Here is a 26,130-nt window from a genome sequence, read left to right on the forward strand (position 1 = left end):
GCCGCAAAGATTAACGCGCGGTGCCATGCGGTTTTCCCCGCCGCTGGCGCGGGGCAGAAAATTTATGCCGGACGCTTGAATTGTCCATTGGGCGTGGTAGGTTATTTATTCGCTATTTTTGGGTTTTTATTCAACATTCGCCGTGTCATCAAGCTGCAGCACCGGGCGGTTAACGTGATGGGTTCGATACATGCGGCGGTTAACTTCAGCAGGAGGATGTGATGAACGATAAAACGGCACGCCCGCAGGATGTGGTTCAGCAACAGCTTGACGCCTATAACGCCCGCGACATCGACGCCTTCATGGCCTGCTGGGCGGACGACGCGCAGTATTACGAGCATCCCGACACGCTGCTGGCCAGCGGCAAGGCGGCGATCCGCGAACGGCATCTGGTGCGTTTCCAGGAGCCAAGTCTGTACGGTGAACGGATAAAACGCATGGCGGTGGGGAACATGGTGGTCGATCAGGAAGTGGTGACGCGCAACTTCCCGCAGGGGCGGGGCAAAATGGATGTCATCGCCATTTACGAAGTGGAACAGGGGCGGATCGCCAAAGCCTGGTTCAAGATCGGCCCCTGTGTGCCGGATGAGGGCGCGCTCTAGCCGCGCATTATTGCAACGCCATCACCGCTTCTATCTCTACGCACACCTGCGGTGAAAACAACGCGCTGACCGCCATCAGTGAACAGGCCGGCAGCGCGCCATCGAAATAGTCAAACAGCACCGGGCGCACGCCCGCCAGATCGGCGATGTCGGTCAGGAACACGCTGATTTTAATCAACGCTTTAAGATTAACGCCTTCGCTGGCGGCGATAGTGGCTAACTGCTCGAGGATCTCCTGCGTTTGCTCCGGCGCGCTCAAGCCTTGCGCGTCGGTGGCGAAGGCCGTCAATCCCGACACGTACAGGCGATCGCCGTGGCGCACCGCATGCACATAGGGGCCGCCCGGCGTAGGCAACTGCGGATAATTCGTGCGTTTTAATAATGTCATGATCAAACCCCGCGCAAGACCGGTTAATAAAATCGACAAACTTGGTTAGGATACTGAGGAAACGGCGGCCAGACGCCGCGCACCGATGATATTTGAGAGTATCATCCCTCTTTATTTTATACGTCGTCTTTCACCTGAATGTGACAGTGCGGCGCAGATCGGCCACAAGGACGCATGAGACGATGAACTCGCTTTTTACTCCCTACCTGCAACGCTGGCAACTGGAACAGGACGGCAAAGCCTTCGAAACCCACAGCAGTCTGCTGATGCCGGTGCGTTACCGGGGCGAGGCGGCGATGCTGAAGATCGCCCGCGAGCAGGAGGAGCGCTTCGGTGGCCAACTGATGTGCTGGTGGCGCGGGGAAGGCGCCGCGCAGGTGCTGGCGTGGCATGACGACGGCATTCTGCTGGAGCGCGCGCAGGGTGAAGGCTCGTTGGCGCAGCTGGTGCGTGACGGCGACGATGAGCAGGCCACGCAAATCCTGTGCCGGGCGATCGCCGCCTTGCATGCGCCGCGAGCGGAACCGTTGCCCGAGCTGATCCCGCTGCAGGAGTGGTTCAGCTCACTGTGGCCGGCGGCGCAGGCGCACGGCGGCATGCTGCGTCTCTGTGCCACGGCGGCAGCAGAATTGCTGCACAGCCCGCGAGAAGAGAGCGTGCTGCACGGCGATATTCACCATGACAACGTGCTGGACTTCGGCGAACGCGGCTGGCTGGCGATCGATCCCAAGCGTTTGTATGGCGAACGGGGCTTCGACTACGCCAATATCTTCTGCAATCCCAACTATGGCATCGCCACCGATCCGGCCATTTTCCAGCGCCGCGTGGAACAGGTCTGTCGCTTGGCCGGGCTGGAGCGCCGGCGCTTGCTGCAATGGATCCTGGCCTGGTCGGGGCTGTCCGCCGCCTGGTTCATGGAAGACGGGCAGGCGGCGGACATCGACTTTCGCGTCGCTGAGCTGGCGGCGCGCGCGCTGGATCTCCCGCTGCCGGGCGGCGACTCAGGGTTCATCCTGCCAGTAATCGAGCGAGGTTGAAGGGCGCTGCAGGTAGCGCACCTGCTGGCCGTCTGCGCCGCGCGCCATCGCCTGGTATTTGCCGGAATCCGGGTACATCACCAGCTCCGGCTGCTCGCGCGTGCTGACGGACAGGTACTTCAGTGGCGCATCGGAGGTGTTGATGATCTGGTGCGGGTATTCCGGGCCCGGCGGAATGAAGATGACATCCCCGCTGACGATCGGCAGCATTTCTCCGGCCACCCGCAGCGTACCGCTGCCTTCCAGAATGATGAACATTTCCTCCTGAGCGTAGTGAAAATGGTAGGGGCAGGAGCGCATACCCGGCGCGACACAATCGAAAGAGGCGCCCAGCTTGTCGGCGGCGGTGCCGGTGCCGAGGCGAGCGCCGACGCTGTCATACAGCGGCGGCCGCCGATCGTGCCGCTTATCTACTCGTTCGACATTGCGTATCAGGCGCTGAGCCAACAGCGCAGCTTTCTCAGTCATAGGCTTCCTTGGTGACGGCGTCACTTATTTTGTGAATTGATCTCAAGACGACAGAGAAAGTGAAGGCGCCATGGCGGCACTTGTCAATGTAGACCGCCCGTTATGCTTGGCTTGTTCGCTGCGGCAGCGACAGCAGCAGATGGGCGATCGCGCCGCCGACGATGCCCCAGAAGGCCGAACCGATGCCCAGTAACGTGACGCCGGAGGCGGTGATGAGGAAGGCGATCAGCGCCGCGTCGCGCTGTTTCTCATCATGCAGCGCGCGCTGCAGGCTGCCGCCGATGGTGCCGAGCAGCGCCAGCCCGGCGATGGTGTGGATCAGGGCGAGGGGCAGCGCGCTGAACAGCAGGCCGATGGCGCCGCCGAACAGCCCGGCCAACAGGTAGAAGCCGCCGGCGGCCACCGCGCCCATATAGCGGCGCTGCGGATCGGGATGCACGTCCGGGCCCATGCAGATGGCGGCGGTGATCGCGGCGATGCACACCGAGAATCCGCCGAACGGTGCCAGCAGCAGCGCGGTGAGCGCCGTCCAGGCGATCAGCGGTGACGTAGGCACGCGGTAGCCCGCCGCCTGCAGCGTGGCGATGCCGGGCGCATTCTGCGAAGCCATGGTCACCACGAAGAACGGCACGCCGATGCCCAGCAGCGTCGGCCAACTGAAGTGCGGCGCGATAAATTCCGGCATGGCAAACGCCGGCGCGTGTTGCGCCGGCTGGATATTGCCCTGCAGCGCGGCGATCGCCAGCCCGGCCGCCAGCGTCAGCACGATGGCGTAGCGCGGCAGATAACGGCGGCTGAGCAGATAGGCCAGCCCCATGCCGGCGCTCAGCGGGAAATTGAGCTGCAGCGAAGCGAAGGCGTCCAGCCCGAAACGCAGCAGGATCCCCGCCAGCATCGCGGCGGAAATCGCCTGCGGAATATAGTCCATCAGGCGGGCGAACAGCCCGGTGACGCCGCACAGCAGGATCAGGCCGGAAGCGAAGATAAACACCCCGATCGCCTCGTTGATCGGCGTGCCGGGCAGGCTGGTGACCAACAGCGCCGCACCGGGCGTCGACCAGGCGGTGAGGATAGGCGTGCGATAGTAAAGCGACAGTCCCAGCGAGGTGACGCCCATCGCGATCCCCAGCGCGCTCAGCCAGCCGCCGATCTGCGCCGGTGTGGCGCCCGCGGCGGCGGCGGCCTGGAAAATGATCGCGGCAGAGCTGGTGTAACCCACCAGAACGGCGACAAAGCCGGCCATGACGGCGGGCAGGGTCAGATGGCGCAGGGAGAGGGCTGGGCGCATGAGAAGCTCCAATTGGTGGTTGTGCGTTATAACGCACGATGAGAAATCAGCATAGCACCGTGCGCTATAGCGCACAAGCGGGTATAATCGGGCTCGACACGCAGAGGAGAACTGGATGCAGGAACTTGCCGGCCATTTGGCACACACCCTTCGCACGCTGCGCGCGCAGCGCGGCTGGAGCCTGACGCAGGCGGCGGAATACACCGGCGTCAGCAAGGCGATGCTCGGGCAGATCGAACGCGGCGAGTCCAGCCCGACGGTGGCGACACTGTGGAAGATCGCCACCGGTTTCAACGTGGCGTTCTCCGCCTTTCTCGAGGCTTCTCCCGCGCAGCAGCAGGCGACGCTGCACCGCTACGGCGATCTGCCGGTCTACGATCAGGACAACGCCGACATGCGCGTAGTGCCGCTGTTTCCCTACGATCGCCAGCTGGGTTTCGATATGTTCGTCATCGATCTTGCGCCGGGCGCGCTCAGCGAATCGTCGCCCCATGAGCCGGGCGTGATCGAGCATGTGATCGTGATCAGCGGCCGGTTGGAGTTGGCGATAGACGGCGAATGGCACAGCCTGGCCGCCGGCGAGGCGATGCGCTTTCAGGCCGATCGGCCACACGCTTACCGCAACGCCAGTTCACAAACGGTGCGCATCCACGATCTGATCCATTATCCTCAATCCTGACTCAACGCGGCGGCCGTGGGCTTTGACTCCGCGCCGCCAAACGCCTACCTTGTTGAAAATGACTCTTATTTCACAGGCTGTCGCCCACGACGGGGCGGCGTTGCAGCCGACTCAAAAGGAGCTTGATTTTGCCGGTCACCAATCGACGTCAGTTTATTAAACTCAGTGCGCAAACCGCAGGAGCCGTATTCGCGATGACTTCATTACCCAACAGTATCCGCCTGGCGATGGCGGCGGAGGGCGGCGCGGCCGCCGGCGATGAATTCCTGTGGCTGGAGGAGCTGCAGGGTAAAAAAGCGCTGCAATGGGTGCAGCAGGAAAATCAGCGCTCCGTGGCGCGTTTCGGCCAGGGCGAAGACTTTCAGCGCATTGAGCGCGAGGTGCTGGATATCCTCAATAAAGACACCCAGATCCCGTGGGTGAGCAAGCGCGGCGAGTACTATTACAACTTCTGGCAGGACCAGGCCAACCCGCGCGGCCTGCTGCGGCGCACCACGCTGGACGAGTACCGCAAGGCCAAACCGGCCTGGGAAACGGTGCTGGATATCGATGCGTTGGGCAAGGCGGAGGGCAAGGATTGGGTTTATCAGGGCTCGCAGCCGCTGGCGCCGGAATACCGCTATTGCCTGATGCAGCTGTCGCCGGACGGCGGCGACGCCACCGAAATCCGCGAATTCGATCTGGTGGCCAAACGCTTCGTCAAGGACGGCTTCAACGTACCGGTGGCGAAAAGCCGGGTTTCCTGGGTCGATCGGGACACGCTGTTCATCGCCACCGATTTCGGCCCCGGCTCGATGACCCAGTCCGGTTACGCGCGCATCGCCAAACGCTGGCGGCGCGGCACGCCGCTGAGCGCCGCCGAAACGCTGTACGAAGCGCAGCCTGAGGACATGGCGGTCTTCGCCTATCACGATCGCACGCCGGGCTTTGAGCGCGATTTCGTCGGCCGCAGCCTGGATTTCTATCGCCGCGACTACTTCTTGCTGGCTCAGGACGGCCGGCAGATCAAAATCGACATCCCGGCGGACGCCGAGCTGGATACGCACCGTGAATGGCTGCTGATTAAACCGAGCAGCGACTGGGAGGTGGGCGGCAAGCGCTATCCGTCCGGCGCGCTGCTGGCGGCCAACTTCGATGACTATCTGGCGGGCAAGCGCGAGCTGCAGTCGCTGTTTACCCCAACGGCGGAGCAGGCGCTGAGCGGCTACAGCGGCACCCGCGATCACCTGATCCTCAGCATCATGGATAACGTGGTCAACCGGCTGGAAGTGCTGACGCCGAAGGGCGGCAGCTGGCAACGTCGCCCGCTGGGCAACCCCGGCGCCATCAGCACCATTTCCGCCGGCGGCATCGACGAAGAGAGCAACGCCTATTTCTTGACCGTCAGCGGGTTCCTGCAGCCGACCTCGCTGTACATGGGCAATCTCGACGGCGGTGAGGCGACGCTGCTGAAACAGGCGCCGCAGGATTTTGACGCGTCAGGCTACCAGGTGAGCCAGCATTTTGCGCGCTCCAAGGACGGTACCCGCGTGCCGTATTTCCAGATTGCCGCCAAAGATCTCAAACCGGATGGCAGCACGCCGACGCTGCTGTATGGCTACGGCGGGTTTGAAGTGCCGCTGCTGCCGGGCTATCTCGGCGGCAAGGCGCCGGCCTGGCTGGAGCGCGGCGGGGTGTACGTGGTGGCCAACATCCGCGGCGGCGGCGAATACGGCCCGGCCTGGCACCAGGCAGCGCTCAAGCAGAATCGCCATCGCGCCTACGAGGATTTCGCCGCCGTGGCCGAAGATCTTATCGCACGCAAGGTGACCTCGGCGCCGCATTTGGGGGCGCGCGGCGGCAGCAACGGCGGCCTGTTGGTGGGCAATATGCTGACGCAGTATCCGCAGCTGTTCGGCTGCATCGTCTGCGAAGTGCCGCTGCTGGACATGCAGCGCTATACGCAGCTTTCCGCCGGCGCGTCGTGGATCGCCGAATACGGTGACCCGAGCAAGCCGGAGCAGTGGGCTTATATCAAAACCTTCTCGCCGTACCACAACATTCAGGCGAAAACGGCCTATCCGCCGGTGCTGTTCTATACCGCGACCAGCGACGATCGGGTCAACCCGGCCCACGCCCGCAAAATGGCGGCGCGCATGCAGGCGATGGGGTATCAGCAGGCTTATTTCTACGAGAATACCGAAGGCGGGCACAGCGCCGCCGCCGACAAGCAACAGGCGGCGTTCCACAGCGCGCTGGTGAGCGAATTCATGTGGGCCAACCTGAGCGGCAAACCCAAGTCAGCGTAAGCCTTTTTCTTGCGGGCATAAAAAAACACCGGGGCGTTAACCCGGTGTTTTTATTTACGTCTCAATCTGCCGGCGATCAGCGAGCCGCGGTGGCTTCCTGCGCTTTCTGATTGGCGTCTTCGGTGGTGTCCAGCGTCATGCGGTACAGCTTCGGCGCGGTCAGCATCATCAGGATAGCGATGACGGCGGTGACGATACCGATCTGCATAAACACATGGCTGTAGATGGCCAGCGAAGCGTGCGCGTCGTTGATGTCGCTTGGGACGGCGGTCAGACCGGCAACCTTACCGGCGATCAGCGCGGCGGCAGCGGTGGTCAGGAACCAGGAGCCCATGATGAAGCCCATCAGGCGCTGCGGCACCAGCTGCGCCACCATCGCCAGACCCAGGCCGGAAATCATCAGCTCGCCGATGCTCTGCAGCGCGTAGCTCAGGATCAGCCAGTTGACCGACACGATGCCCTGTTCGTTGGCGAAGCTGGCGCCCCACGGCAGCACCAGGAAGGCGCAGGAGCAGAGGATCATGCCGAAAGCGAACTTGTGCGGCATCGGCAGGCGATCGCCCATTTTGTTATACAGCGCGGCCAGAATCGGGCTGGCGAGCATGATCCAGAACGGGTTCAACGCCTGATACTGCTCCGGCTCGAAGGCGACGCCGAAGATGCTGTGTTCCACGTTGTGGATGGCGAAGAAGTTCAGCGAGGTTGGCATCTGGCTGTACAGCACGAAGAACACCACCGCTTCCAGCATCAGCAGGAAGGCGACGATCATCTTGCGGCGAGCGGCGCCGTGCAGGGCGAAGGTTTCCTTGGCGAACACCAGAACGATGCCGGCGGAAACCAAGGCCAGCGCCCAGCGCGCGATCACCTGGTTGTGCAGCAGCCAGCTGGACACGGCGATCAACGCCACGATGCCGACCAGCACCATCAGCAGTTTCTGCAGATGCAGCGGCTTGAAGTCAGGCTTGGAACCGTTTTCCTTCACCCACTTGCGGCACATCATAAAGTTGACCAGGGTGATCAGCATGCCGACCACGCTCAGCGAGAACGCCACGCTCCAGCCGTATTTCGCCGCCAGCCACGGAGTGGCCAGCATAGAGAAGAAGGAACCGATGTTCACCGACATGTAATACATGGTGAAGGCACCGTCGAGACGCGGATCGTCTTTCTCATAGCAGGTGGACAACAGGGAGGATGGGTTGGCCTTGAACAGACCGCTGCCCACGGCGATGGTCGCCATGCCCATGTAGACCCAGAAGATGTCGTGGCCGGAGTAAGCCACCATGGCGTAACCGGCGGCCAGCACCAGCGCGCCGAGCACGATCACGCGTTTGGCGCCCAGCACTTTGTCGCCCAGCCAGCCGCCGATGGCGACGAAACCGTATACCAGGGCGCTGAAGGAAGAGAACAGGGTGATGGAGTCGGCTTCGCTCATGCCGAGCATCTTGACCAGATAAACCGCCATGATGCCCTGCAGGCCGTAGTAGCCGAAACGCTCCCACAGTTCGATCGAGAAGATCAGATAGAACGCTTTCGGTTGTTTGAACGCGTTAAGGCTAACGCTCTCCGGATGTTGGTTGTTTGCTGTTGACACTGGTACCTCTGTTTTTTCGCAGCCCGTCTTTGGAGGACGGGAAAGTACAAAAGTTGATGCGGAACGGCATCCTTTTGCGTTGTTATAGGATGGGGACGGCGGTTAATGTTCACTATCTTTGTCAACGAGGCAAGCAGTTTGTCATATTCGGTTACATTTAACGCCCACAGGATTATGCTGCGATGTTGCAAATGTTATGCAGTATTAACTTTCGGGTTTTAATGGTTTGCCGATTTTTTGTTTTGATTAAAAGCTATACGAATTTTAAACAGGGATATATTCTGCTGAATTGCTATTTTTTAGCGCATCAGTGTAGGTGAGGTTATTAATCCGTTGGAATGTTGTGCACATGGCGCGTTTTGTAAAATTATAGAAATTTGGGAAAACGGTACTGGCATTTGTGAACGCCTTGTGATCCTGAAAGCGTGACGTTCACCGCAATTTTCGACTAATTTTTCGCTTGAAAATAACACGGCACTGAGTTTTTCACTGAAAACCTCGAAATTGCCGGGGTTACTGCTGCGCGATATCACATTTCCGATAAAAAAGAGGCGCTGGCGGGGGGAGAGGTGGCGACGGGTGCGGTTTGCCGCACCCAACAGACTCAGGATTCCGGATAAACCTTTTCTTTATACTCGCACAGGTCTTCGATAATGCAGGAGCCACAGCGCGGTTTGCGCGCGATGCAGGTATAGCGGCCGTGCAGGATCAGCCAGTGGTGGCAATCGACCTTGAATTCGGCGGGCACCACCTTCAACAGCTTCTCTTCCACCTGATCGACGTTCTTGCCTGGCGCGAAGTGAGTGCGGTTGCACACCCGGAAGATGTGGGTGTCCACGGCGATGGTCGCCCAGCCGAAGGCGGTATTGAGCACCACGTTGGCGGTCTTGCGGCCGACGCCCGGCAGCGCTTCCAGCGCGGCGCGATCTTCCGGCACTTCGCCGCCGTGCAGCTCCAGCAGCATGCGGCAGGTTTTGATCACGTTTTCGGCCTTGCTGTTGAACAGGCCAATGGTCTTGATGTACTCCTTGACGCCATCAACCCCCAGCGCCAGCATGGCGGCGGGGGTGTTGGCGACCGGATAAAGCTTGGCGGTCGCTTTGTTGACGCTGACGTCGGTGGCCTGTGCGGACAGCAATACCGCGATCAGCAGTTCAAACGGCGTGGTGTACACCAGCTCGGTGGTCGGGTGCGGGTTGTTGTCGCGCAGCCGGGTCAAAATTTCCAGTCGCTTCTGCTTGTTCATCAGGCCTTCTCAGCACGTCCTTGTTCCAGCAGCGGTTCCACCGCCAGGGCGCGGGCTTTGCGCGCCTTCATTTTTTCGTCGATCAGATACTTGACCGCCAGCAGCAGCCCCAGGCCGATAAAGGCGCCCGGCGGCAACATGGCCAGCAGGAAGGGGCTGTCGAAATGCACCACTTCGATGCGCAGCGACTTGGCCCAGCCGCCCAGCAGCTGGTCGGCGCCGTCGAACAGCGTGCCGTTGCCCAACAGTTCTCGCATCGAGCCCAGCGTCACCATCACGCCGGTGGCGCCGAGGCCGATGGCCAGACCGTCCAGCGCCGAGAGGCCGACCGGTTTTCTCGCCGCCACCGCTTCGGCACGGCCGACCACGATGCAGTTGGTCACGATCAACGGAATAAAGATCCCGAGCGACTGATACAAACCGAAGGCATAGGCGTTGATCAGCATCTGCACGATGCTCACCACCGCGGCGATGATCATCACGTAGATCGGAATACGCACTTCGCTCGGCACCCAGCGGCGCACCGCGGAAATCGAGGCGTTGGTCAAGACCAAAACCAGGGTGGTGGCCAACCCCAGGCCGAGCGCGTTGGTGACGGTGGAGGTCACCGCCAGCAGCGGGCACATGCCCAGCAGCTGCACCAGGGCGGAGTTGTTCTTCCACAACCCCTGGACGATCAATTCTTTGGCTTCACTCATTCGGCGGCTCCACACGCAGGTAAGCTTTCAAGTTTAGGCGGCAGCGTTTCCATATACAACGCCGTGCGGCGCACTGCATTGACCACCGCACGCGGGGTGATGGTAGCGCCGGTGAACTGATCGAACATACCGCCGTCTTTCTTCACCGCCCAGCGCTTATCGTCCGGGCCTTCGATTTTCTTGCCGCTGAAGAAGGAAATCCAGTCGGAAATGCGCAGTTCGATTTTGTCCCCCAGCCCCGGGGTTTCGTGGTGTTCAATCACGCGGGTGCCGAGCACCGTGCCGTTGAAATCGGCGCCGACCAGCAGCTTGATGGCGCCGGAGTAGCCGTCCGGCGCGGTGGTTTCCAGCGCGGCGGCGGTCGGTTGCCCGTTTTTGCGCGCCAGGTACAAGCGATGCGGCGCGCCGTCGCCCAGCGCCGGATCGCTGACCAGCAGGCATTCGTTCTGCATGATGTTGTCGTAGTTTTCCGGCGGCACCACCTGATCGAGCAGCGCTTTTTGCTGCAGCGCCGCCTGATGGGCGATGGTGGTTTTCGTCAGGGCGTAAACCACGGCGGTCAGGCCGGTGGTGACCGCCGCGAACACCGCCAGCGTGGTGCCGTGCTTTCTCATGGAATTCAGCATGGCGGCTCCTCAGCGATGGCCGTACACGCGCGGCTGCGTGTAGTGGTCGATTAACGGGACGGTGATGTTGGCGAGCAGCACGGCGAAAGCCACGCCGTCGGGGTAGCCGCCATAGACGCGGATCAGCCAGGCCAGCACGCCGATCAGTGCGCCGTAGATCAGGCGGCCCTTCGGCGTGGTGGAGGCGCTGACCGGATCGGTGGCGATAAAGAACGCGCCCAGCATGCTGGCGCCGGAGAACAGGTGGATCAGCGGCGAAGCCTGATGCGCCGGATCGATCCACCAGGCAAGGCCGGAGCAGAAGGCGATGGCGGCCAACATGCTGAAAGGGATTTGCCAATGGATCAGGCGCCGCGCCAGCATAAACAGGCCGCCGGCCAGGAAGCCGAGGTTGACCCATTGCCAGCCGATGCCGGCCAGCGCGCCGCCGAACAGCGGCTGCTGTAACACCTGTTCCACGCTGTGGCCGCTGCGCAGGCCGGTTTTGAAGCCGTCGAGCGGAGTAGCCTGGCTGATGCCGTCCACGCCCATCTGCAGTTCGTGCAGCGTCGCGCCTTGCGAGGTATGGCCGCTGAAAATGGCCAGCAGCGTGTCGTGGAGCGACAGCGCGGTGGCGCGCAGCTCATCCGGCGGCAGCCAGCTGGTCATCTGTACCGGGAAGGAGATCAGCAGCACCACGTAACCGACCATCGCCGGGTTGAACGGGTTCTGCCCGAGGCCGCCGTACAGCTGCTTGGCGATGACGATGGCGAAGAAGGTACCGATAACGATCATCCACCACGGTGCCAGCGGCGGCAGGCTGATGCCGAGCAGCAGGGCGGTCAGCAAAGCGGAGTTATCCGCCAGCCGGCTGCGCACCGGCAGCTTGCGCAGCCTGAGGATCGCGCCTTCTGCGGCCAGCGCGACGATCGCCGCCAGCGCCACCTGAATCAATACGCCGTAGCCGAAGAACCAAATCTGCGCCGCGATGCCGGGAATGCACGCCAACATCACCCACAGCATGATGCGGCTGGTGCTTTGCTGGTTGTGGGTGAACGGCGAGCTGGCGATGTGTAAGCCTTTGGCGGCTGTGGGTGATACCGGCCTGAACTTCATAGAGTAACGATACCTTCTGCGCCGCGCCTGCGGCAGTTTCGATGCGCCGAATTGCGGGCGCGGCAAAAATAATAGCCGAGCATTCTACCTGATTCGATGCGAGGGTAATACGCCTTAATGATAGGGGTATTCGGCTTTCCGCGCATCTGGCGATCGGGACGACGCGATTTGATTTTTTTTTGGCCGGAAAATGGGCTAACGTGAGGAATTGTCAGTGGAACTTGTGCCGCCATCGACCGCAGTAAATGGGTTAACCGTATGAATGAAATATCATTTTTCACCAGATTTCCGCACAAAATAACAACTTTCACATAATCCGTGTAGGTTACTATCGCGAACATTATTGAGTCAGTGAACCCATAATAATGACAAATGAAGACATTTTTTTTATTGAAGAGCTAATTGAGTGGGTGGAGATACATCTGGAGAAACGGCCAAACCTGGATGAAGTCGCGCGTATTTCGGGCTATTCCAAGTGGCATCTGCAGCGTAAATTCAAGCGTATTACCGGCATTCAACTCGCCACCTACATCCGTTCGCGTATCCTGACGCGCGCCGCGGTGGCGCTGCGCATTACTCGTCGCTCGATCATCGACATCTCCGATGAGCTGGGCTTCGACTCTCAGCAGACCTTTACCCGCATGTTCAAGCAGCGCTTCGGCACCACGCCCAATCGCTACCGATCGATGACGCACTGGGACGTGAAAAACCTGATGCCGCGCTTTAACTTCGAAGCCAGCTACGGCGCCGGTTATTACCCGGAAGTGAAGCGTTTGACGCTGCCCGACATGCAACTGGTCGGCTTCACGCGCCGGCTGGATTTCGCCTCCGAACAGGAGCTGGAGTACTCTTCCTGCATGGCGATGAAGGACGAGATTTTCAACGACTTCTTCAAGGGGCTGCACGTCGACTGTCGGCGGATTTACAGCATCTACTCCCCTCATGCCGGGGAGGGCGACGAGCTCTCATCCACGCTGGTGATGGCGGTCGATCCTGAACACAAAAAGGATATTCTTTCCAACTATCAAATCGACACTTTCCATCTGCCGAGTCGCGAGTTTATCTCCATCAACCATAAGGGTTCGGCGAAAGAGTGTTTGCAGTTTTTCGGCTACCTGATGTCGCATGTAATGCCGGGGCTGAAGGATGAAGTGCGCGGCAGTATGGAAATGGAGATCATTCAAACCAAAGAGTGGAATCCGGAATCCAAACTGCGCCAGATTGATGTGGATTACACCTACCTGATCTCTATCGATTAAACGGCGCCGACGTCAGCCAGGCGCCGCTGTCATCATTTGTCTTCCGTTTCCGCCGCCAGCGATTCCCTGGCGGCTTTTTTGGCTTTGGCGCGGGCGATAGCCGCCGCGACCGCCGCCTTGCGCGGATCTTCCTCGGCGGTTGCCGGCGCCGTTTCCGCCGCTGCAGGGGCGTCCGCCTGCTGCGCCGCCTTCTTGGCTTTGGCGCGCGCGATAGCCGCCGCGACCGCCGCCTTGCGCGGATCTTCCTCGGCGGTTACCGGCGCCGTTTCCGCCGGTGCAGGGGCGTCCGCCTGCTGCGCCGCTTTCTTGGCTTTGGCGCGGGCGATAGCCGCCGCGACCGCCGCCTTGCGCGGATCTTCCTCGGCGGCTGCCGGCGCCGTTTCCGCCGCTGCAGGGGCGTCCGCCTGCTGCGCCGCCTTCTTGGCTTTGGCGCGGGCAATAGCCGCCGCGACCGCCGCCTTGCGCGGGTCTTCTTCGGCGGCTGCCGGCGCCGGTTCCGCTGCGGCAGGGGTATCTGCCTGCTGCTCTGCCTTTTTGGCTTTGACGCGCGCCAGGGCGGCAGCAACGGCCGCTTTACGCGGATCGTCCTCTGTTGCCGCCGGGGCGGCGTTGTCTGCGGCCGGCGCTTCCTTGCGCGCTTTCACGCGGGCCAGCGCCGCGGCCACGGCGGCTTTGCGCGCGTCGTCGCCGGAGGCCGCCGGTGGCGCCTCTTTTTCCGCCTCGGCCGCCAACTGGGCGCGGCGTTCACGCGCCTGCGCTTTACGCGCTTCGCGGGCGGCGATCATCTCGCTGTTATCCGGCTGCTGGCCGTCGACCGGCGTGACCGCCGCTTCGGCATTTTTGCTGCGCACGCGCGCCAGCGCGGCCTGCACCGCACCCTGATCGTCGTCGGTCAGTTTGACGGCGGCTTTTTTGTGCCGCTCTTCGCGCGCCAGCTTCTCGCGCTCCAGGCGGGCCAGCTTGGCTTCGTAACGCGCCTTGGCCTCGGCGGCGCGCGCCGCTTCCAGATCGATAGCCTTGATCTCGGCCTTTTCCTGACGGTAGTACTGCACCAGCGGGATGTTGCTGGGGCAGACGAACGCGCAGGCGCCGCATTCAATGCAGTCGAACAGGTTATGGTTGCGCGCCTTGTCGTGCTCCTGCCCACGGCTGAACCAGTACAGCTGCTGCGGCAGCAGCCCGGCAGGGCAAGCGTCTACGCACAGGCCGCAGCGGATGCAGGACTGCTCCGGCTCCTGCGGTGTCATTTCATCGACCGTCGGCGCCAGAATGCAGTTGCTGATCTTGACGATCGGCACGTTCAGCGCAGGCAGGGTGAAGCCCATCAGCGGGCCGCCCATGACCACCATCTGCTGCGCCTGCGGGCGGAAACCGGCGAAGTCAAGCAGGTGCTGCACCGGCGTGCCGATGCGCGCCCACAGGTTGCCCGGGCGCTCGATCGCGTCGCCGGTCAGGGTCACTACGCGCTCAATCAGCGGTTCACCGTCGACGATCGCTCGCTTGATGGCGAAGGCGGTGCCGACGTTTTGCATCAATACGCCGATGGCGGAGGAGTGCTTGCCGTGCGGCACTTCCTTGCCGGTCAGGATCTTGGTCAGCTGTTTGGCGCCGCCGGACGGGTATTTGGTGGGGATAACGCGCAGCGCAATGCCGGACTGGCCGCGCAACGCCTGCTTCAGCGCCGCGATCGCCTCCGGTTTGTTGTCTTCGATGCCGATCAGCGTGACCTTGGGTTGCAGAATATGCTGCAGGATCTGCGTGCCTTCAACGATCTGATCGGCATGTTCCTGCATCAGGCGATCGTCGGCGGTGATGTAAGGTTCGCACTCGGCGGCGTTGAGGATCAGCGTTTCCACGCCGCTCATGCCGCCCTGCAGCTTGCTGGCGGTTGGGAAACCGGCGCCGCCCAGACCGGCGATGCCGGCCTGATGAATACGTTGAATCAGATCCGCGGCGGGCGCTTGGCGATAGTCAACCACCGGATCGCGCTCGCACCAGCGGTCTTCGCCGTCCGCCTCGATAATCACGCACAGCTCCGTCAGCCCGGAAGGGTGCGCGGTGATGTGCGGCGTGATGGCGCTGACGGTGCCCGAGGTCGGGGCGTGAACCGGCACGGTGCGGCCGCGGCCGACGGTCAGCGGCTGGCCTTTCAACACCCGATCGCCGGCATTGACGCACAGCTCGCCTTCCGGCCCCAGATGCTGCTGCAGCGGAATGATAAAGGTCTTGGGCAGGGGAGCGACACGCAGCGGCGCACCGCTGGACTGCGTTTTCATTTCCGGCGGATGGATCCCGCCGTTGAAATCCCAGATCCGGTCTTTTTTAAAGGCGGCGAACAGATTAAGCATGTTGCTCCACGTGGATCACTTGCACCGGGATCGTCTTCATGTCCCACTTCCAGTTGGCGGTGGTGGTGGCGACCGGTCTCATTTCAATACAGTCGGTAGGGCAAGGGGCGACGCACAGGTCGCAGCCGGTGCAGAGGTCGGTGATGACGGTGTGCATGGCGCGGGTGGCGCCGACGATGGCGTCCACCGGGCAGGCCTGAATGCACTTGGTGCAGCCGATGCAGTTGGCCTCGTCGATATAGGCCACTTTACGCTCCGGCTCGGCGGCGGCTTCGCTGCCCAGCGGCTGCGGCTCGACGTTGAGCAGCTCCGCCAGTTTCAACATCACCTGTTCGCCACCCGGCGCGCATTTGTTGATCATCTCGCCGTTGGCCACCGCCTCGGCGTAGGGGCGGCAACCGGGGTAGCCGCACTGGCCGCACTGGCTCTGCGGCAGGATCGCGTCGACCTGCTCGGCGACCGGATCCTCCTCCACCTCAAAACGGCGCGCGGCGTAGCCCAGCACCAGTCCGAACAGCAGCCCGAGCGCGCTTAAAGCCGCGATAGCTATCCACAACGCAGTCATTAGAATTTCACCAGCCCGGTAAAGCCCATAAAGGCCAGCGACATCAGCCCGGCGGTGATCAGTGCGATCGAGGAGCCGCGGAACGGCGCCGGCACGTCGGCGACCGCCAGACGTTCGCGAATGGCGGCAAACAGCACCATGACCAGCGAGAAACCGGCGGCGGCGCTGAAGCCGTACACGGCGGACTGCAGGAAGTTGTAGCCGAGGTTAACGTTAAGCAACGCCACGCCAAGCACCGCGCAGTTGGTGGTGATCAGCGGCAGGAAGATGCCCAGCAGGCGGTAGAGCGCCGGGCTGGTCTTGCGCACCACCATCTCGGTGAACTGCACGACGACGGCGATCACCAGAATGAAGGAGAGCGTGCGCAGGTAGACCAGATCCAGCGGAACCAGAATAAAGGTGTTGATCACCCAGGCGCTGACGGAGGCCAGCGTCATGACGAAGGTGGTGGCCATTCCCATGCCGATGGCGCTTTCCAGCTTCTTGGAAACGCCGAGGAACGGGCACAGGCCAAGAAACTTCACCAGAACGAAGTTGTTCACCAGTACGGTGCCGACAAACAGGAGCAGGTATTCGGTCATTGCGATGCCTAAAAAAATAAAAGCCGCCTATTATCGGGAATCGGCGGCCGGACGACAACATATGAATCGCAGGGGTATTGCCTTTTTTGGCGAAAATTTACACAAAACACCCGATAAAACGTGCTGCAACCGCCCTTAACGTTCGGTAAAGGTGCCTTTGACCCGCTGCGAGCGCTTGATGTAAGGCACCAGCAGCGCCGCCATCAGCAGCGGCCAGCCGAGGCTGCGCACCGCCACTTCATCCGGCACCGGCGCGAAGGCGAAGGCTTTCACCGCCAGGAGCACCGTGATCAGCAGCCACAGCAAGAACAGTTTGGGAAAGCGCTGCGAGCGCTGGCAAAACAGCCACAGCAGCCACAGGGTGAAGCACCACATCAAGAGCGTGGTCAGCACCGAAAAGTACCATTGCAGGGTAAACGCCTGGGCGTTGGTCAGCAGGTAGTCGCGCGATTCGGGCATGAAGATCGCCATGGCGTACAGGAGCAGCATCAGGCTGGCGCTGAGCAGGGTGACGATCAGATAGGCCATCGGGGCCAGCAACCAACCGCCGATACGAGAGTATTCAGCTTGAGACATAAAGGCTTCCTGATTGAAACGGGGATCACAGGCGGCATAGCTTAGCGGGTAATACCGGCTTCGTCATCTCAATCAACCGGATAGCTCGGCATCGCGGCGGGTGGCAGCACGTTTGGCTACTCGACGCCGTATCGAGCCCGCTTCAAATTAACATCTCATTTACTTCTTGTTCCATCCGGCCGCATGGTGTCAAATCGAAAGGTCTGTCGTGAGCCTGCAAGAGGAAATCCCATGGCTGAGAAAATTCGTGTCGGGCTGGTCGGTTACGGTTACGCCGGCAAAACCTTTCATGCGCCGCTTGTCGCCGGTACGCCGGGGCTGGAGCTGGCTGCCGTCTCCAGCAGCGATGCCGGCAATGTGCACGCCGACTGGCCGTCGATGGCGGTGGTGGGCGATGCGCAGGCGCTGTTCGCCGATCCGGCCCTCGATCTGATCGTGATTCCCACTCCCAACGACACCCACTTCCCGCTGGCGCAGCAGGCGCTGGCCGCCGGCAAGCACGTGGTGGTGGATAAACCGTTTACCGTGACATTGTCACAAGCGCAGGCGCTGCAACAGCAGGCGCAGCAGAGCGGTTTACTGCTGTCGGTGTTCCACAACCGCCGCTGGGACAGCGACTTCCTCACCTTGAAAGCGCTGCTGAATGAGGGCGCGCTGGGCGAGGTGGTGTATTTCGAGTCGCATTTCGATCGCTACCGGCCGCAGGTGCGCCAGCGCTGGCGTGAACAGGGCGGCGTCGGCAGCGGTATCTGGTACGATTTAGGGCCGCATTTGCTCGATCAGGCGCTGCAGTTATTCGGCAAGCCCGACCGGCTGTTCGTCGATCTGGGGGAATTGCGGCCGGGGGCGCAGGCGGTGGACTATTTCCACGCCTTGCTGAGCTATGGCGATCGCCGCGTGGTGCTGCACGCCAGCATGCTGGCGGCGGCGGAGAGCCCGCGTTACGTGGTGCACGGCACCCGCGGCAGCTATATCAAATACGGCCTGGACCCGCAGGAAGACCGGCTGAAGGCCGGCGAGCGCCTGCCGCAGGCCGATTGGGGCTATGACATGCGCGACGGCGTAGTGACGCTGTCACGTGGAGATCTGCTGGCGGAGCAACCGCTGCTCAACATTCCCGGCAACTACCCGGCTTATTACGCCGCGGTGCGCGACGCGATCGCCGGCATCGGCGAAAACCCGGTGCCGGCCGCCGACGCCATCGCGGTGATGGCATTGATCGAACTGGGGCTGGAATCGGCCCGGCTGCAGCAGGCGCTGCCGGTGGTCTGAGCCCGTCCATTTCTCTGTGGCCCGGCGCAACGTCGGGCCTTTTTACGACTTTACGTGCAAGGAAATCCGTTTCATGTCCTGGTTGCAGCGTTTGCGCATTGATAAATTTTTGCTGGTTCTGATTTTGGTGGTGATCGTCGCCTCGCTGTTCCCTTGCGAAGGCATCTGGAAAACCTTCTTTGAACACCTGACCACCGCCGCCATCGCGCTGCTGTTCTTTATGCACGGCGCCAAGCTGTCGCGCGAGGCGATCGTCGCCGGCATGAGCCACTGGAAGCTGCATCTGCTGGTGTTCCTCAGCACCTTTGCGCTGTTCCCGCTGCTTGGGCTGGCGATGAATCTGCTGGTGCCGGGCATCATGACGCCGACGGTCTATCTCGGCTTCCTCTATCTGTGCGCGCTGCCGGCCACGGTGCAATCGGCCATCGCCTTTACCTCGGCGGCGGGCGGCAACGTGGCGGCGGCGATCTGCAGCGCCTCGGCGTCGAGCATTCTCGGCGTGTTCCTGTCGCCGCTGCTGGTGGGCGCGTTGATGCATACCCAGGGCGGCAATACCGACGTGCTGCACGCCATCGGTTCAATCATTCTGCAGCTGATGGTGCCGTTCGTGGTTGGCCATCTGGCGCGGCCGCTGATCGGCAAGTGGGTCGATCGCCATCGTAAGCTGATCAACCTGACCGACCGCTCGTCGATCCTGCTGGTGGTGTATACCGCGTTCAGCGCGGCGGTGGTGGAAGGGATTTGGCATCGCATCGACGGCTGGTCGCTGCTGACCATCCTGGTGATGTCGCTGGTGCTGCTGACGGTGGTGTTGGTGATCAACACCTACGCGGCGCGCTGGCTGGGCTTCAATACCGCCGATGAGATCACCATCGTCTTCTGCGGCTCGAAAAAAAGCCTGGCGAACGGCATCCCGATGGCCAACGTGCTGTTCCCGGCCGCGGCGGTGGGCGCCATGGTGCTGCCGCTGATGATTTTCCACCAGGTGCAGCTGATGGTGTGCGCGGTGCTGGCGCAGCGCTATGCGCGTAAAACCGCCAAACAACGGGCCGAGGCGGAGGCGCTGGCGGCCAAATAGACCGCAGGCCGCTAACGGCAGCCCAGCGCGTCGAGCAGAAAGTCGGCGCGCTCGTCGGGCGAGGCGCGCGGCAGTTCCTGCAGCCGATAGCCATGTTGGCGATAGGCGGCCAGCATCGCTCGATAGGTCTGCTCGGCTTCGGCGAAAGATTGTTTTCTCTCGCTGTCCTGCGCGTAGATCGCTCGCCACGGTGGGGCGATGAACACCGTATCGGCATAGCGAAAAGCGCCGATCGCCGTGGTTAAGGGGACGGGGATCGGCAACCCGCACAGCGTCAGGTAACCGGCGATATCCGGCAGGCCGCGATCGAAGAACCAGCATGTTGCGCCCGTCGCTTCCCGCCATGAGCGCAGTTCCCAATCCAGCATCCGCTCGGCGAAAGCCTGGCGATCGCCCCACGGCAGCGCATTGCCGCCAATACTCACCTGCTCCTGAATAATCGCCCGGCCCGCCTCCTGCGAATGCGGGTAGCCACGGCGATGAAGAACCTCGATGAGCGTGCTTTTGCCCGAACCCGGGCCGCCGGTCAGCACGATGCGGCGTAGTTTGTCAGACATAAGAAATTCCTCTAGTGCGGCAGAGTTATGGGTGAAAACAGCGATAAAGACGAGCAGGCGGAAGAAAACGGGGGATGAGAAGAAGGCGCCGTGTGGCGCCTTGGGGGAATTTAACCTTGCACTTTGGCGCGCAGCGCCTGTTTTTCCTGCTCGCTGAGGAAGGCCAGCTTCAGGCCGTTTTCCTGCGCGGTGCGGATTTCCTGCGGCGTCAGCCCGGCCTGCGGCGCGGCGACGCGGTATTCGTGCTCGATCTCGATGCCCTGAACCGCCGGATCGTCGGTGTTGATCGATGCCAGCACGCCGTGGCGCAGGAAGGTGGCCAGCGGATGCTGCGCCAGCGAAGGCACGGTGCTGGTCTGGATGTTGGAGGTCAGGCAGGACTCGATGCCGATGCCGTGTTCCGCCAGGAAATCCATCAGTGCCGGATCTTCAACCGCTTTCACCCCGTGGCCGATACGCTCGGCGCCCAGCTCGCGGATCGCCTGCCAGATACTTTCCGGGCCGGCGGCTTCGCCCGCATGCACGGTGATGCGCAGGCCGGCGTCGCGCGCGCGGTTGAAGTGGTTGAGGAACAGGCTGCCGGGGAAGCCCAGCTCATCGCCCGCCAAATCCAGCGCGGTAATGCCGTCGCGGTGCGCCAGCAACCCTTCCAATTCCTGCAGACAGGCGGCCTCGCCAAAGGTGCGGCTCATGATGCCGATCAGGCGAATGTCGATGTCGCGATCGCGGCAGCCCGAACGGATCCCGTCGATCACCGCTTCCACCACGCCGGCGACCGGCAGCTGGTGCTTCATCGCCATGTAGTAAGGGGAGAAACGCAGCTCGGCGTAGTGCAGGCCGGCGTTGGCGGCGTCTTCGACGTTTTCGTAGGCCACCCGGCGGCAGGCGTCCAGATCGCCCAGCACCGCCACGCCCCAGTCCAGTTTCTGCAGGAAGCTGACCAGATCCGGTTCGGCGTGGGTGATCTGCACGTGCGGGCGCAGGCTCTCCAAATCGTTGGCCGGCAGGGCGAGATTGAATTGGCGACCGAGGTCGAGAATGGTCTGCGCGCGGATGTTGCCGTCGAGATGGCGGTGAATGTCGGTAAGCGGTAGGCGGGGATCGATCATGCTGGGCACTCGCTAATTTATCGTAGGTAAAGTGCAGAACAGTATAAAAACAAATGAATGAAACTTGCCATCTCGTTGCATAAAAAAGTGACTTGAATCACAAATAATGCGAGATCTATCGCATTATCGTCGTGAATCAGGCTTTCAACACGCTGACGCCCGCCTGCTGCAACGGCGCGATCAATGCGTCGTCGGTGGCGCGTTCAACGATGATGGTATGCGCCAGCGTAATATCGCCGATCGCATACTGCGAGGCGGCGTTAAGCTTGGCGGCGGAGGCCAGCACCACGGTTTCCGCCGCGCGGGCCGCCAGCGCCCGCTTGATGTAGGCCTCTTCCAGATCGCCGGTGCTCAGCCCCGCGGTGGGGTGCACGCCGGTTACGCCCATAAAATAGATATCGGCGCGAATATGCGACATCGCTTCCACCGCGGCGGCGCCGACGCTGACGATCGAATGCTTGTACAGCCGGCCGCCGATCAGGATCACCTCGACCGTGGGGTGATCGACCAGGCCCACGGCGACACTGGGGCTGTGGGTGACGATGGTGGCGTTCAGGTTGAGCGGCAGCTGCCTGACCAGCTCGGCGGAGGTGGTGCCGCCATCGATGATCGCTACCTGGCCGGGGGCGATCATCGCCGCCGCCGCTTTGGCGATCGCGCGTTTGGCGCCGGATTCCAACTGATTGCGCTCGGCGAAGCTGGCAATGGCAGAGGAAACCGGCAGGGCGCCGCCATGTACCCGTTGCAGCAACCCCTCGGCGTCCAGTTCGCGCAGATCGCGCCGGACAGTGTCTTCCGACAGCCCGAACATTTCGCTGAGCTGCTTGGCCAACACCTGGCCGTCCTGGGCCAGTTTTTCCAGGATGATTTTCTTGCGCTGGCTGGTCAACATGGCCATTTTCCTCTCAAATTTAGTTTGCACGAAATACCTTGATCATACACGAAATTGCACGATAGTATCAATTTCCATCCTCTGGCGGAGTAAACCGATGATAGCCACCAAAGACAGGGTTCGCATTGTCGAAACCCGGGTGTTGTCCGATGACTGGTACCTGCTGAAAAAAACCACCTTTGATTTTCTGCGGCGCGATGGCGTTTGGCAGCGGCAAAGTCGCGAGACCTACGATCGCGGCGACGGCGCGGTGATTTTGCTGTTCAACCGGCGGGCGCAAACGGTGATCCTGACGCGCCAGTTCCGCTTTCCGGTGTTCGTCAACGGCCATGACGGCATGTTGATTGAGGCCGCCGCCGGGCTGCTGGACAACGCGTCGCCGGAGGCGCGCATCCGCGCCGAAGCGGAAGAGGAAACCGGCTATTTCGTGCAGAACGTGGAGAAGGTGTTCGAAGCCTACATGAGCCCCGGCTCGGTCACCGAGAAGCTGCACTTTTTCGTCGGCGAATATCAGGCGGGCGACCGCGTCAACGAGGGCGGCGGGGTGGTGGCGGAGGGGGAAGATCTGGAGGTGCTCGAGCTGCCGCTGGCGCAAGCCCTGCAGGCGGTTCGCCAGGGCACGATCGTTGACGCCAAGACCATCATGCTGCTGCAGTTTGTCGCCTTGAACCGCACGTTGGAGGAAGAACGATGAAAGCGCAACAAATCCTGATCGCCGGCCCCTATCGCAGCGGCACCGATGGCGATCCGCAGCGTATCGCTGCCAATCTGGCGCGCCTGGAACAGGCGGCGCTGGCGGTTTACCAGCGGGGGCACGTGCCGGTGATCGGTGAGTGGCTGGCGCTGCCTTTGGCGGCCGCGGCGGGTTCCACGCAGGTTGGCGATGCGGTGAGCGAGGCGTTTCTTTACCCGGTGGCCCACCGGCTGATTGCGCAGTGTCAGGCGGTGTATCGCATCGAAGGGGCATCTGCGGGGGCCGATAACGACGTGCGGCTGGCCAACGAGTGGGGCCTGACGGTCTATCGCCGCCTGGAGGAGATCCCGCCTGTTCAGGGGTAACGAAGGGGCGGGCAGAGGCTCGCCCCCTCGCGCTATTGCTCGTCCAGCACCAACCTCAATCCGGCGATCAGCTTGTCCATGCCGGCCTCCAGCTTGCTGCGCGGGCAGCCGACGTTGAGGCGCAGGAACCCGCGGCCTTCCTCGCCGTAGGTAAAGCCCGGCATGATCGCCACCTTTTCGCGCTCGATCAGCACCTGCTGCAGCGCTCGATCGTCTACGGCCAGCGGCCGCAGATCGATCCAGGCCAGGTAGGTGGCCTGCGGCGGACGCCAGCCCAGCGCGGGAAACGCCTGCTCCAGCCGCTCGGCGACGTAGGTCAGATTATCCTGCAGGTAGTCGCGCAGGGCATCCAGCCAGGGTTCGCCGTGCCGATAGGCGGCCACGTGCGCGGCCACCGCCAGCACCGCCGGCGAAGAAAGGCCGTCGCGGGCTTTGAGCTGCTGGAAGTAGGCTTCGCGGCTGGCGGCGTCGCTGATGAAGCCGTAGGCGCCGGTCAGCGCCGGAATGTTGAAACTCTTGGAACCTGAGGTCAGCAGGGCCCAGGCGCCGCTCGCCACCTGGCTCCACGGCGTATGGCGGTGTTCCCCCCACACCATGTCCATATGGATCTCGTCGCTGATGACGCGCACGTCGTGGCGCTCGCACAGTTCGGCCATCTGCTGCAGCTCGTCGCGGCGCCACACTTTGCCGGTGGGGTTATGCGGGCTGCATAGCAGCAGGATCTTGGTCTGCGGCCGCGCCAGCAACGCCTCAAGGTGCGCCATGTCGCAGCGCCAGTCGTCGCCGGCTTTTTGCAGCGGGCAGGCCAACAGCTGGCGCTGGTTGGCGAGGATCACCTTGTAGAAAGCGTCGTAGGCCGGGGTATGGGTCACCACGTAATCGCCCGGCACCGACCACTGGCGGATCAGCTGCGCCGCCATGTAGATAACGGAAGGACCGTACACCGCCGTCGCGGTGTCGATGCCGACGTTGAAACGTTGCTGATACCAGTGGCGCAGCGCGCCGAGAAAATCCTCGTGCTGCCAGCGGCTGTAGCCCAGCACGCCGTGCTGCAGGCGCTGCTGCAATGCGTCGAGAATGCACGGCGCGGTGGCGAAATCCATATCGGAGATGGTGAACGGCAGCAGGTCGTCGCTGCCGAAACGATCGGCGATATAGTCCCACTGGGTGCACCAGGTGCCGTGGCGGTCGATCGGGGTGGAGAAATCAAACATGGGTGGCTCCCTGCAGCGCCGCGGCAGGTTGCGCCGTGGCTATCAGTGAGTCTAATTCATCCTTCACCGATTGCACCTGCGGGCCGATCACCACCTGCAGATTATGGTCGTTGAGATGCACCACGCCGATAGCGCGGTTGGCCTTCAGCGCCGCGTCGTCCACCCGGCTCATGTCGTTGACCGACAGGCGCAGGCGGGTGATGCAGTTGTCCAGCGTGATGATGTTGTCCGGGCCGCCGAGCGCCGCCAAAATCGCCGGCACGTTGTAGCCGGATTTGCCCACCGCGCCGCTCGGGGCGCTTTGGCTAACGGCGCCATCGCTCTCGCGGCCCGGCGTTTTGATGTTAAAGCGCTGGATGGCGAAGCGGAAAATGGCGTAATAGCCGACGAACCAGACGGCGGCCACCACCGGCACCAGATACCACTTGGTGGCGGTGCCGTGCAGAATGCCGAACACCACGAAGTCGATGATATTGCCGTCGGTATTGCCGATGGTTACGCCCAGCAGCGCCATCACGGTAAAGCCCAGCCCGGTGAGCAGCGCGTGGATCAGGTAGAGGAACGGCGCGACGAACAGGAACAGGAACTCGATCGGCTCGGTGGTGCCGCCGACCACGCAGGCCACCACGCCGGAAATCAGCAGCCCTTTGATTTTATGACGGTTCTCCGGTTTGGCACAGTGGTACATCGCCAGCGCCGCGCCCGGCAGGCCGCCGAGGAACGCCGGCATTTTACCCTGCGACAGGAAGCGGGTGGCGCTTTCGGCGAAGCCGGTGGTGGTTGGGCAGGAAAGCTGCGCCTGGAAGATGGTCAGGGCGCCGCTGACGCTGTGGCCGCATACTTCCATGGTGCCGCCCGCCTCGGTAAAGCGGATCAGCGCCACCAGAATGTGCTGCAGGCCGAACGGCAGCAGCAGGCGTTCGCCGGTGCCGAACAGCATCGGGCCAAAGGCGCCGGCGCTGTTGATCACCCAACCCAGCCCGGTGATGCCGGCGGCGAACCACGGCCAGATCAGCGGGATCACCAGGCCGCACAGGCCCAGCACCACGGTGGTGACGATCGGCACGAAGCGCGTGCCGCCGAAGAACGCCAGCGCGTCCGGCAGGCGGATGGTGTGGAAGCGTTCATGCAGGCGATAGACGATGATGCCGACGATCACCGCGCCGAGGATGCCGGTATCGATCGACTGAATGCCGAGGATGTTCTGGATATTGTTGGCTTTCAGCACCAGCGGATCGCCGGTGGGCAGCACGCCGGCGGCGGTCAGGTAGAAATTGGTGCCCAGATTCAGCACGGCGAAGCCGACGAAGCCGGAGAAGGCGGCGACGCCCTTGTTTTCGCGCGCCATGCCCAGCGGAATGGCGATGGCGAACATCACCGGCAGGAAGCTGAAGGCGAAGGAGCCTACCTTGCTCATCCAGGTAAAGATCAGCTGGAAGATCGGGTGGCCGATAAACGGCATCAGGGTGATCACGTCGCGGCTGCTCAGCGAGCTGCCGATCCCCAGCATGATGCCGCAGAAAGAGAGCAAGGCGACGGGCAACATGAAGGTTTTGCCCAGGCTCTGGAAGAACTCCCAGAGGGTGATTTTTGGTTTGTTGGCTGCTGACATAA

26 protein-coding genes are annotated in these 26,130 nt (G+C 62.2%); 9 read left to right on the forward strand and 17 right to left on the reverse strand.

Annotated elements, in window-relative coordinates; genetic code table 11:
* The first annotated feature begins 221 nt into the window (after positions 1–221).
* Positions 222–602 (forward strand): nuclear transport factor 2 family protein, encoded by a 381-nt coding sequence (locus ACJ8HH_RS06800; protein ID WP_033638401.1) that lies wholly within the window; start codon positions 222–224, stop codon positions 600–602.
* Between the two features lie 7 nt (positions 603–609).
* Here the strand turns inward: ACJ8HH_RS06800 and ACJ8HH_RS06805 are convergent, their stop codons facing one another.
* Positions 610–990: a RidA family protein gene (locus ACJ8HH_RS06805; protein WP_033654780.1), complete on the reverse strand. Its 381-nt coding sequence runs from the start codon at positions 988–990 to the stop codon at positions 610–612.
* A gap of 182 nt (positions 991–1,172) precedes the next feature.
* Here ACJ8HH_RS06805 and ACJ8HH_RS06810 point away from each other — a divergent pair, with 182 nt between their 5' ends.
* Positions 1,173–2,027 (forward strand): aminoglycoside phosphotransferase family protein, encoded by an 855-nt coding sequence (locus ACJ8HH_RS06810; RefSeq protein ID WP_197766195.1) that lies wholly within the window; start codon positions 1,173–1,175, stop codon positions 2,025–2,027.
* Here ACJ8HH_RS06810 and ACJ8HH_RS06815 read toward each other — a convergent pair.
* Both ACJ8HH_RS06815 and ACJ8HH_RS06820 read right to left on the reverse strand, forming a co-directional pair.
* Positions 1,992–2,495: a cupin domain-containing protein gene (locus tag ACJ8HH_RS06815; protein WP_033638403.1), complete on the reverse strand. Its 504-nt coding sequence runs from the start codon at positions 2,493–2,495 to the stop codon at positions 1,992–1,994. The genes ACJ8HH_RS06810 and ACJ8HH_RS06815 overlap by 36 nt on opposite strands.
* A gap of 100 nt (positions 2,496–2,595) precedes the next feature.
* Positions 2,596–3,783 (reverse strand): benzoate/H(+) symporter BenE family transporter, encoded by a 1,188-nt coding sequence (locus ACJ8HH_RS06820; RefSeq protein ID WP_033638404.1) that lies wholly within the window; start codon positions 3,781–3,783, stop codon positions 2,596–2,598.
* Between the two features lie 115 nt (positions 3,784–3,898).
* Here ACJ8HH_RS06820 and ACJ8HH_RS06825 point away from each other — a divergent pair, with 115 nt between their 5' ends.
* Together ACJ8HH_RS06825 and ACJ8HH_RS06830 are read left to right on the forward strand one after the other, a co-directional pair.
* Complete coding sequence (locus ACJ8HH_RS06825) at positions 3,899–4,462, forward strand: helix-turn-helix domain-containing protein (RefSeq protein ID WP_033638405.1); 564 nt, start codon at positions 3,899–3,901, stop codon at positions 4,460–4,462.
* A gap of 194 nt (positions 4,463–4,656) precedes the next feature.
* The gene (locus ACJ8HH_RS06830) at positions 4,657–6,750 is read left to right on the forward strand and encodes a prolyl oligopeptidase family serine peptidase (protein WP_197760843.1); all 2,094 of its coding nucleotides are present in this window, start codon (positions 4,657–4,659) and stop codon (positions 6,748–6,750) included.
* A gap of 76 nt (positions 6,751–6,826) precedes the next feature.
* Here the strand turns inward: ACJ8HH_RS06830 and dtpA are convergent, their stop codons facing one another.
* The 5 genes from dtpA to rsxD form a co-directional block, all read right to left on the reverse strand.
* Positions 6,827–8,341 (reverse strand): dipeptide/tripeptide permease DtpA, encoded by a 1,515-nt coding sequence (dtpA, locus tag ACJ8HH_RS06835; protein ID WP_197760842.1) that lies wholly within the window; start codon positions 8,339–8,341, stop codon positions 6,827–6,829.
* A 604-nt stretch (positions 8,342–8,945) separates the two neighbouring features.
* Positions 8,946–9,587 carry an endonuclease III gene (nth, locus tag ACJ8HH_RS06840; RefSeq protein WP_019455952.1) on the reverse strand — a complete coding sequence of 214 codons (642 nt, stop codon included), beginning with the start codon at positions 9,585–9,587 and terminating at the stop codon, positions 8,946–8,948.
* A complete protein-coding gene (locus ACJ8HH_RS06845; protein ID WP_033654763.1) occupies positions 9,587–10,285 on the reverse strand; it encodes an electron transport complex subunit E in 699 nt (232 codons plus the stop codon). Before ACJ8HH_RS06845 ends, nth begins: the two co-directional genes overlap by 1 nt.
* Positions 10,282–10,911 carry an electron transport complex subunit RsxG gene (gene rsxG, locus ACJ8HH_RS06850; RefSeq protein ID WP_004938412.1) on the reverse strand — a complete coding sequence of 210 codons (630 nt, stop codon included), beginning with the start codon at positions 10,909–10,911 and terminating at the stop codon, positions 10,282–10,284. The genes ACJ8HH_RS06845 and rsxG overlap by 4 nt, the downstream gene beginning before the upstream one ends.
* Positions 10,912–10,920: 9 nt before the next feature.
* Positions 10,921–12,006, reverse strand: coding sequence for an electron transport complex subunit RsxD (rsxD, locus tag ACJ8HH_RS06855; RefSeq protein WP_033648202.1), 1,086 nt, complete (start codon positions 12,004–12,006; stop codon positions 10,921–10,923).
* 365 nt (positions 12,007–12,371) lie between these two features.
* On the opposite strand from rsxD, the gene ACJ8HH_RS06860 reads away from it, so the two are divergent.
* Positions 12,372–13,265, forward strand: coding sequence for a helix-turn-helix domain-containing protein (locus tag ACJ8HH_RS06860; RefSeq protein WP_043147394.1), 894 nt, complete (start codon positions 12,372–12,374; stop codon positions 13,263–13,265).
* 32 nt (positions 13,266–13,297) lie between these two features.
* Here the strand turns inward: ACJ8HH_RS06860 and rsxC are convergent, their stop codons facing one another.
* The 4 genes from rsxC to ACJ8HH_RS06880 all read right to left on the reverse strand — a co-directional run bounded on the left by rsxC (position 13,298) and on the right by ACJ8HH_RS06880 (position 17,335).
* Entirely contained in the window at positions 13,298–15,613 is a 2,316-nt protein-coding gene (gene rsxC, locus ACJ8HH_RS06865) for an electron transport complex subunit RsxC (protein WP_197760841.1), read from the reverse strand.
* Positions 15,606–16,178, reverse strand: coding sequence for an electron transport complex subunit RsxB (gene rsxB / locus ACJ8HH_RS06870; RefSeq protein WP_004938428.1), 573 nt, complete (start codon positions 16,176–16,178; stop codon positions 15,606–15,608). Before rsxB ends, rsxC begins: the two co-directional genes overlap by 8 nt.
* Positions 16,178–16,759, reverse strand: coding sequence for an electron transport complex subunit RsxA (gene rsxA / locus ACJ8HH_RS06875; protein ID WP_004938443.1), 582 nt, complete (start codon positions 16,757–16,759; stop codon positions 16,178–16,180). Before rsxA ends, rsxB begins: the two co-directional genes overlap by 1 nt.
* A gap of 135 nt (positions 16,760–16,894) precedes the next feature.
* Positions 16,895–17,335, reverse strand: a complete 441-nt coding sequence (locus ACJ8HH_RS06880) for a DUF2569 domain-containing protein (protein WP_019455945.1) — start codon at positions 17,333–17,335, stop codon at positions 16,895–16,897.
* Positions 17,336–17,566: 231 nt separating this feature from the next.
* Here ACJ8HH_RS06880 and ACJ8HH_RS06885 point away from each other — a divergent pair, with 231 nt between their 5' ends.
* Together ACJ8HH_RS06885 and ACJ8HH_RS06890 are read left to right on the forward strand one after the other, a co-directional pair.
* Positions 17,567–18,607: an oxidoreductase gene (locus tag ACJ8HH_RS06885; protein WP_060451543.1), complete on the forward strand. Its 1,041-nt coding sequence runs from the start codon at positions 17,567–17,569 to the stop codon at positions 18,605–18,607.
* 73 nt (positions 18,608–18,680) lie between these two features.
* A complete protein-coding gene (locus ACJ8HH_RS06890) occupies positions 18,681–19,685 on the forward strand; it encodes a bile acid:sodium symporter family protein (protein WP_033648207.1) in 1,005 nt (334 codons plus the stop codon).
* 11 nt (positions 19,686–19,696) lie between these two features.
* Here the strand turns inward: ACJ8HH_RS06890 and ACJ8HH_RS06895 are convergent, their stop codons facing one another.
* The 3 genes from ACJ8HH_RS06895 to ACJ8HH_RS06905 form a co-directional block, all read right to left on the reverse strand.
* Positions 19,697–20,242, reverse strand: a complete 546-nt coding sequence (locus tag ACJ8HH_RS06895) for an AAA family ATPase (RefSeq protein ID WP_033648208.1) — start codon at positions 20,240–20,242, stop codon at positions 19,697–19,699.
* A gap of 110 nt (positions 20,243–20,352) precedes the next feature.
* Positions 20,353–21,351 (reverse strand): adenosine deaminase, encoded by a 999-nt coding sequence (gene add / locus ACJ8HH_RS06900; RefSeq protein WP_033638417.1) that lies wholly within the window; start codon positions 21,349–21,351, stop codon positions 20,353–20,355.
* A 136-nt stretch (positions 21,352–21,487) separates the two neighbouring features.
* Positions 21,488–22,243: a DeoR/GlpR family DNA-binding transcription regulator gene (locus ACJ8HH_RS06905; RefSeq protein WP_033648209.1), complete on the reverse strand. Its 756-nt coding sequence runs from the start codon at positions 22,241–22,243 to the stop codon at positions 21,488–21,490.
* Positions 22,244–22,340: 97 nt separating this feature from the next.
* Here ACJ8HH_RS06905 and ACJ8HH_RS06910 point away from each other — a divergent pair, with 97 nt between their 5' ends.
* Positions 22,341–22,937, forward strand: coding sequence for an NUDIX domain-containing protein (locus ACJ8HH_RS06910; protein WP_049196846.1), 597 nt, complete (start codon positions 22,341–22,343; stop codon positions 22,935–22,937).
* On the forward strand, positions 22,934–23,302 hold the full coding sequence (locus tag ACJ8HH_RS06915) for a hypothetical protein (RefSeq protein WP_033638420.1): 369 nt from the start codon (positions 22,934–22,936) through the stop codon (positions 23,300–23,302). Before ACJ8HH_RS06910 ends, ACJ8HH_RS06915 begins: the two co-directional genes overlap by 4 nt.
* A 32-nt stretch (positions 23,303–23,334) precedes the next feature.
* On the opposite strand, the gene ACJ8HH_RS06920 is transcribed toward ACJ8HH_RS06915, so the two are convergent.
* On the reverse strand, positions 23,335–24,516 hold the full coding sequence (locus tag ACJ8HH_RS06920) for a MalY/PatB family protein (protein WP_047567666.1): 1,182 nt from the start codon (positions 24,514–24,516) through the stop codon (positions 23,335–23,337).
* On the reverse strand, positions 24,509–26,128 hold the full coding sequence (malX, locus tag ACJ8HH_RS06925) for a maltose/glucose-specific PTS transporter subunit IIBC (RefSeq protein WP_049234468.1): 1,620 nt from the start codon (positions 26,126–26,128) through the stop codon (positions 24,509–24,511). Before malX ends, ACJ8HH_RS06920 begins: the two co-directional genes overlap by 8 nt.
* Between the last annotated feature and the right edge of the window lie 2 nt (positions 26,129–26,130).

The sequence above is a fragment of the Serratia sp. CY32780 genome (genome assembly GCF_052169135.1).
GTDB lineage: Bacteria > Pseudomonadota > Gammaproteobacteria > Enterobacterales > Enterobacteriaceae > Serratia > Serratia sarumanii.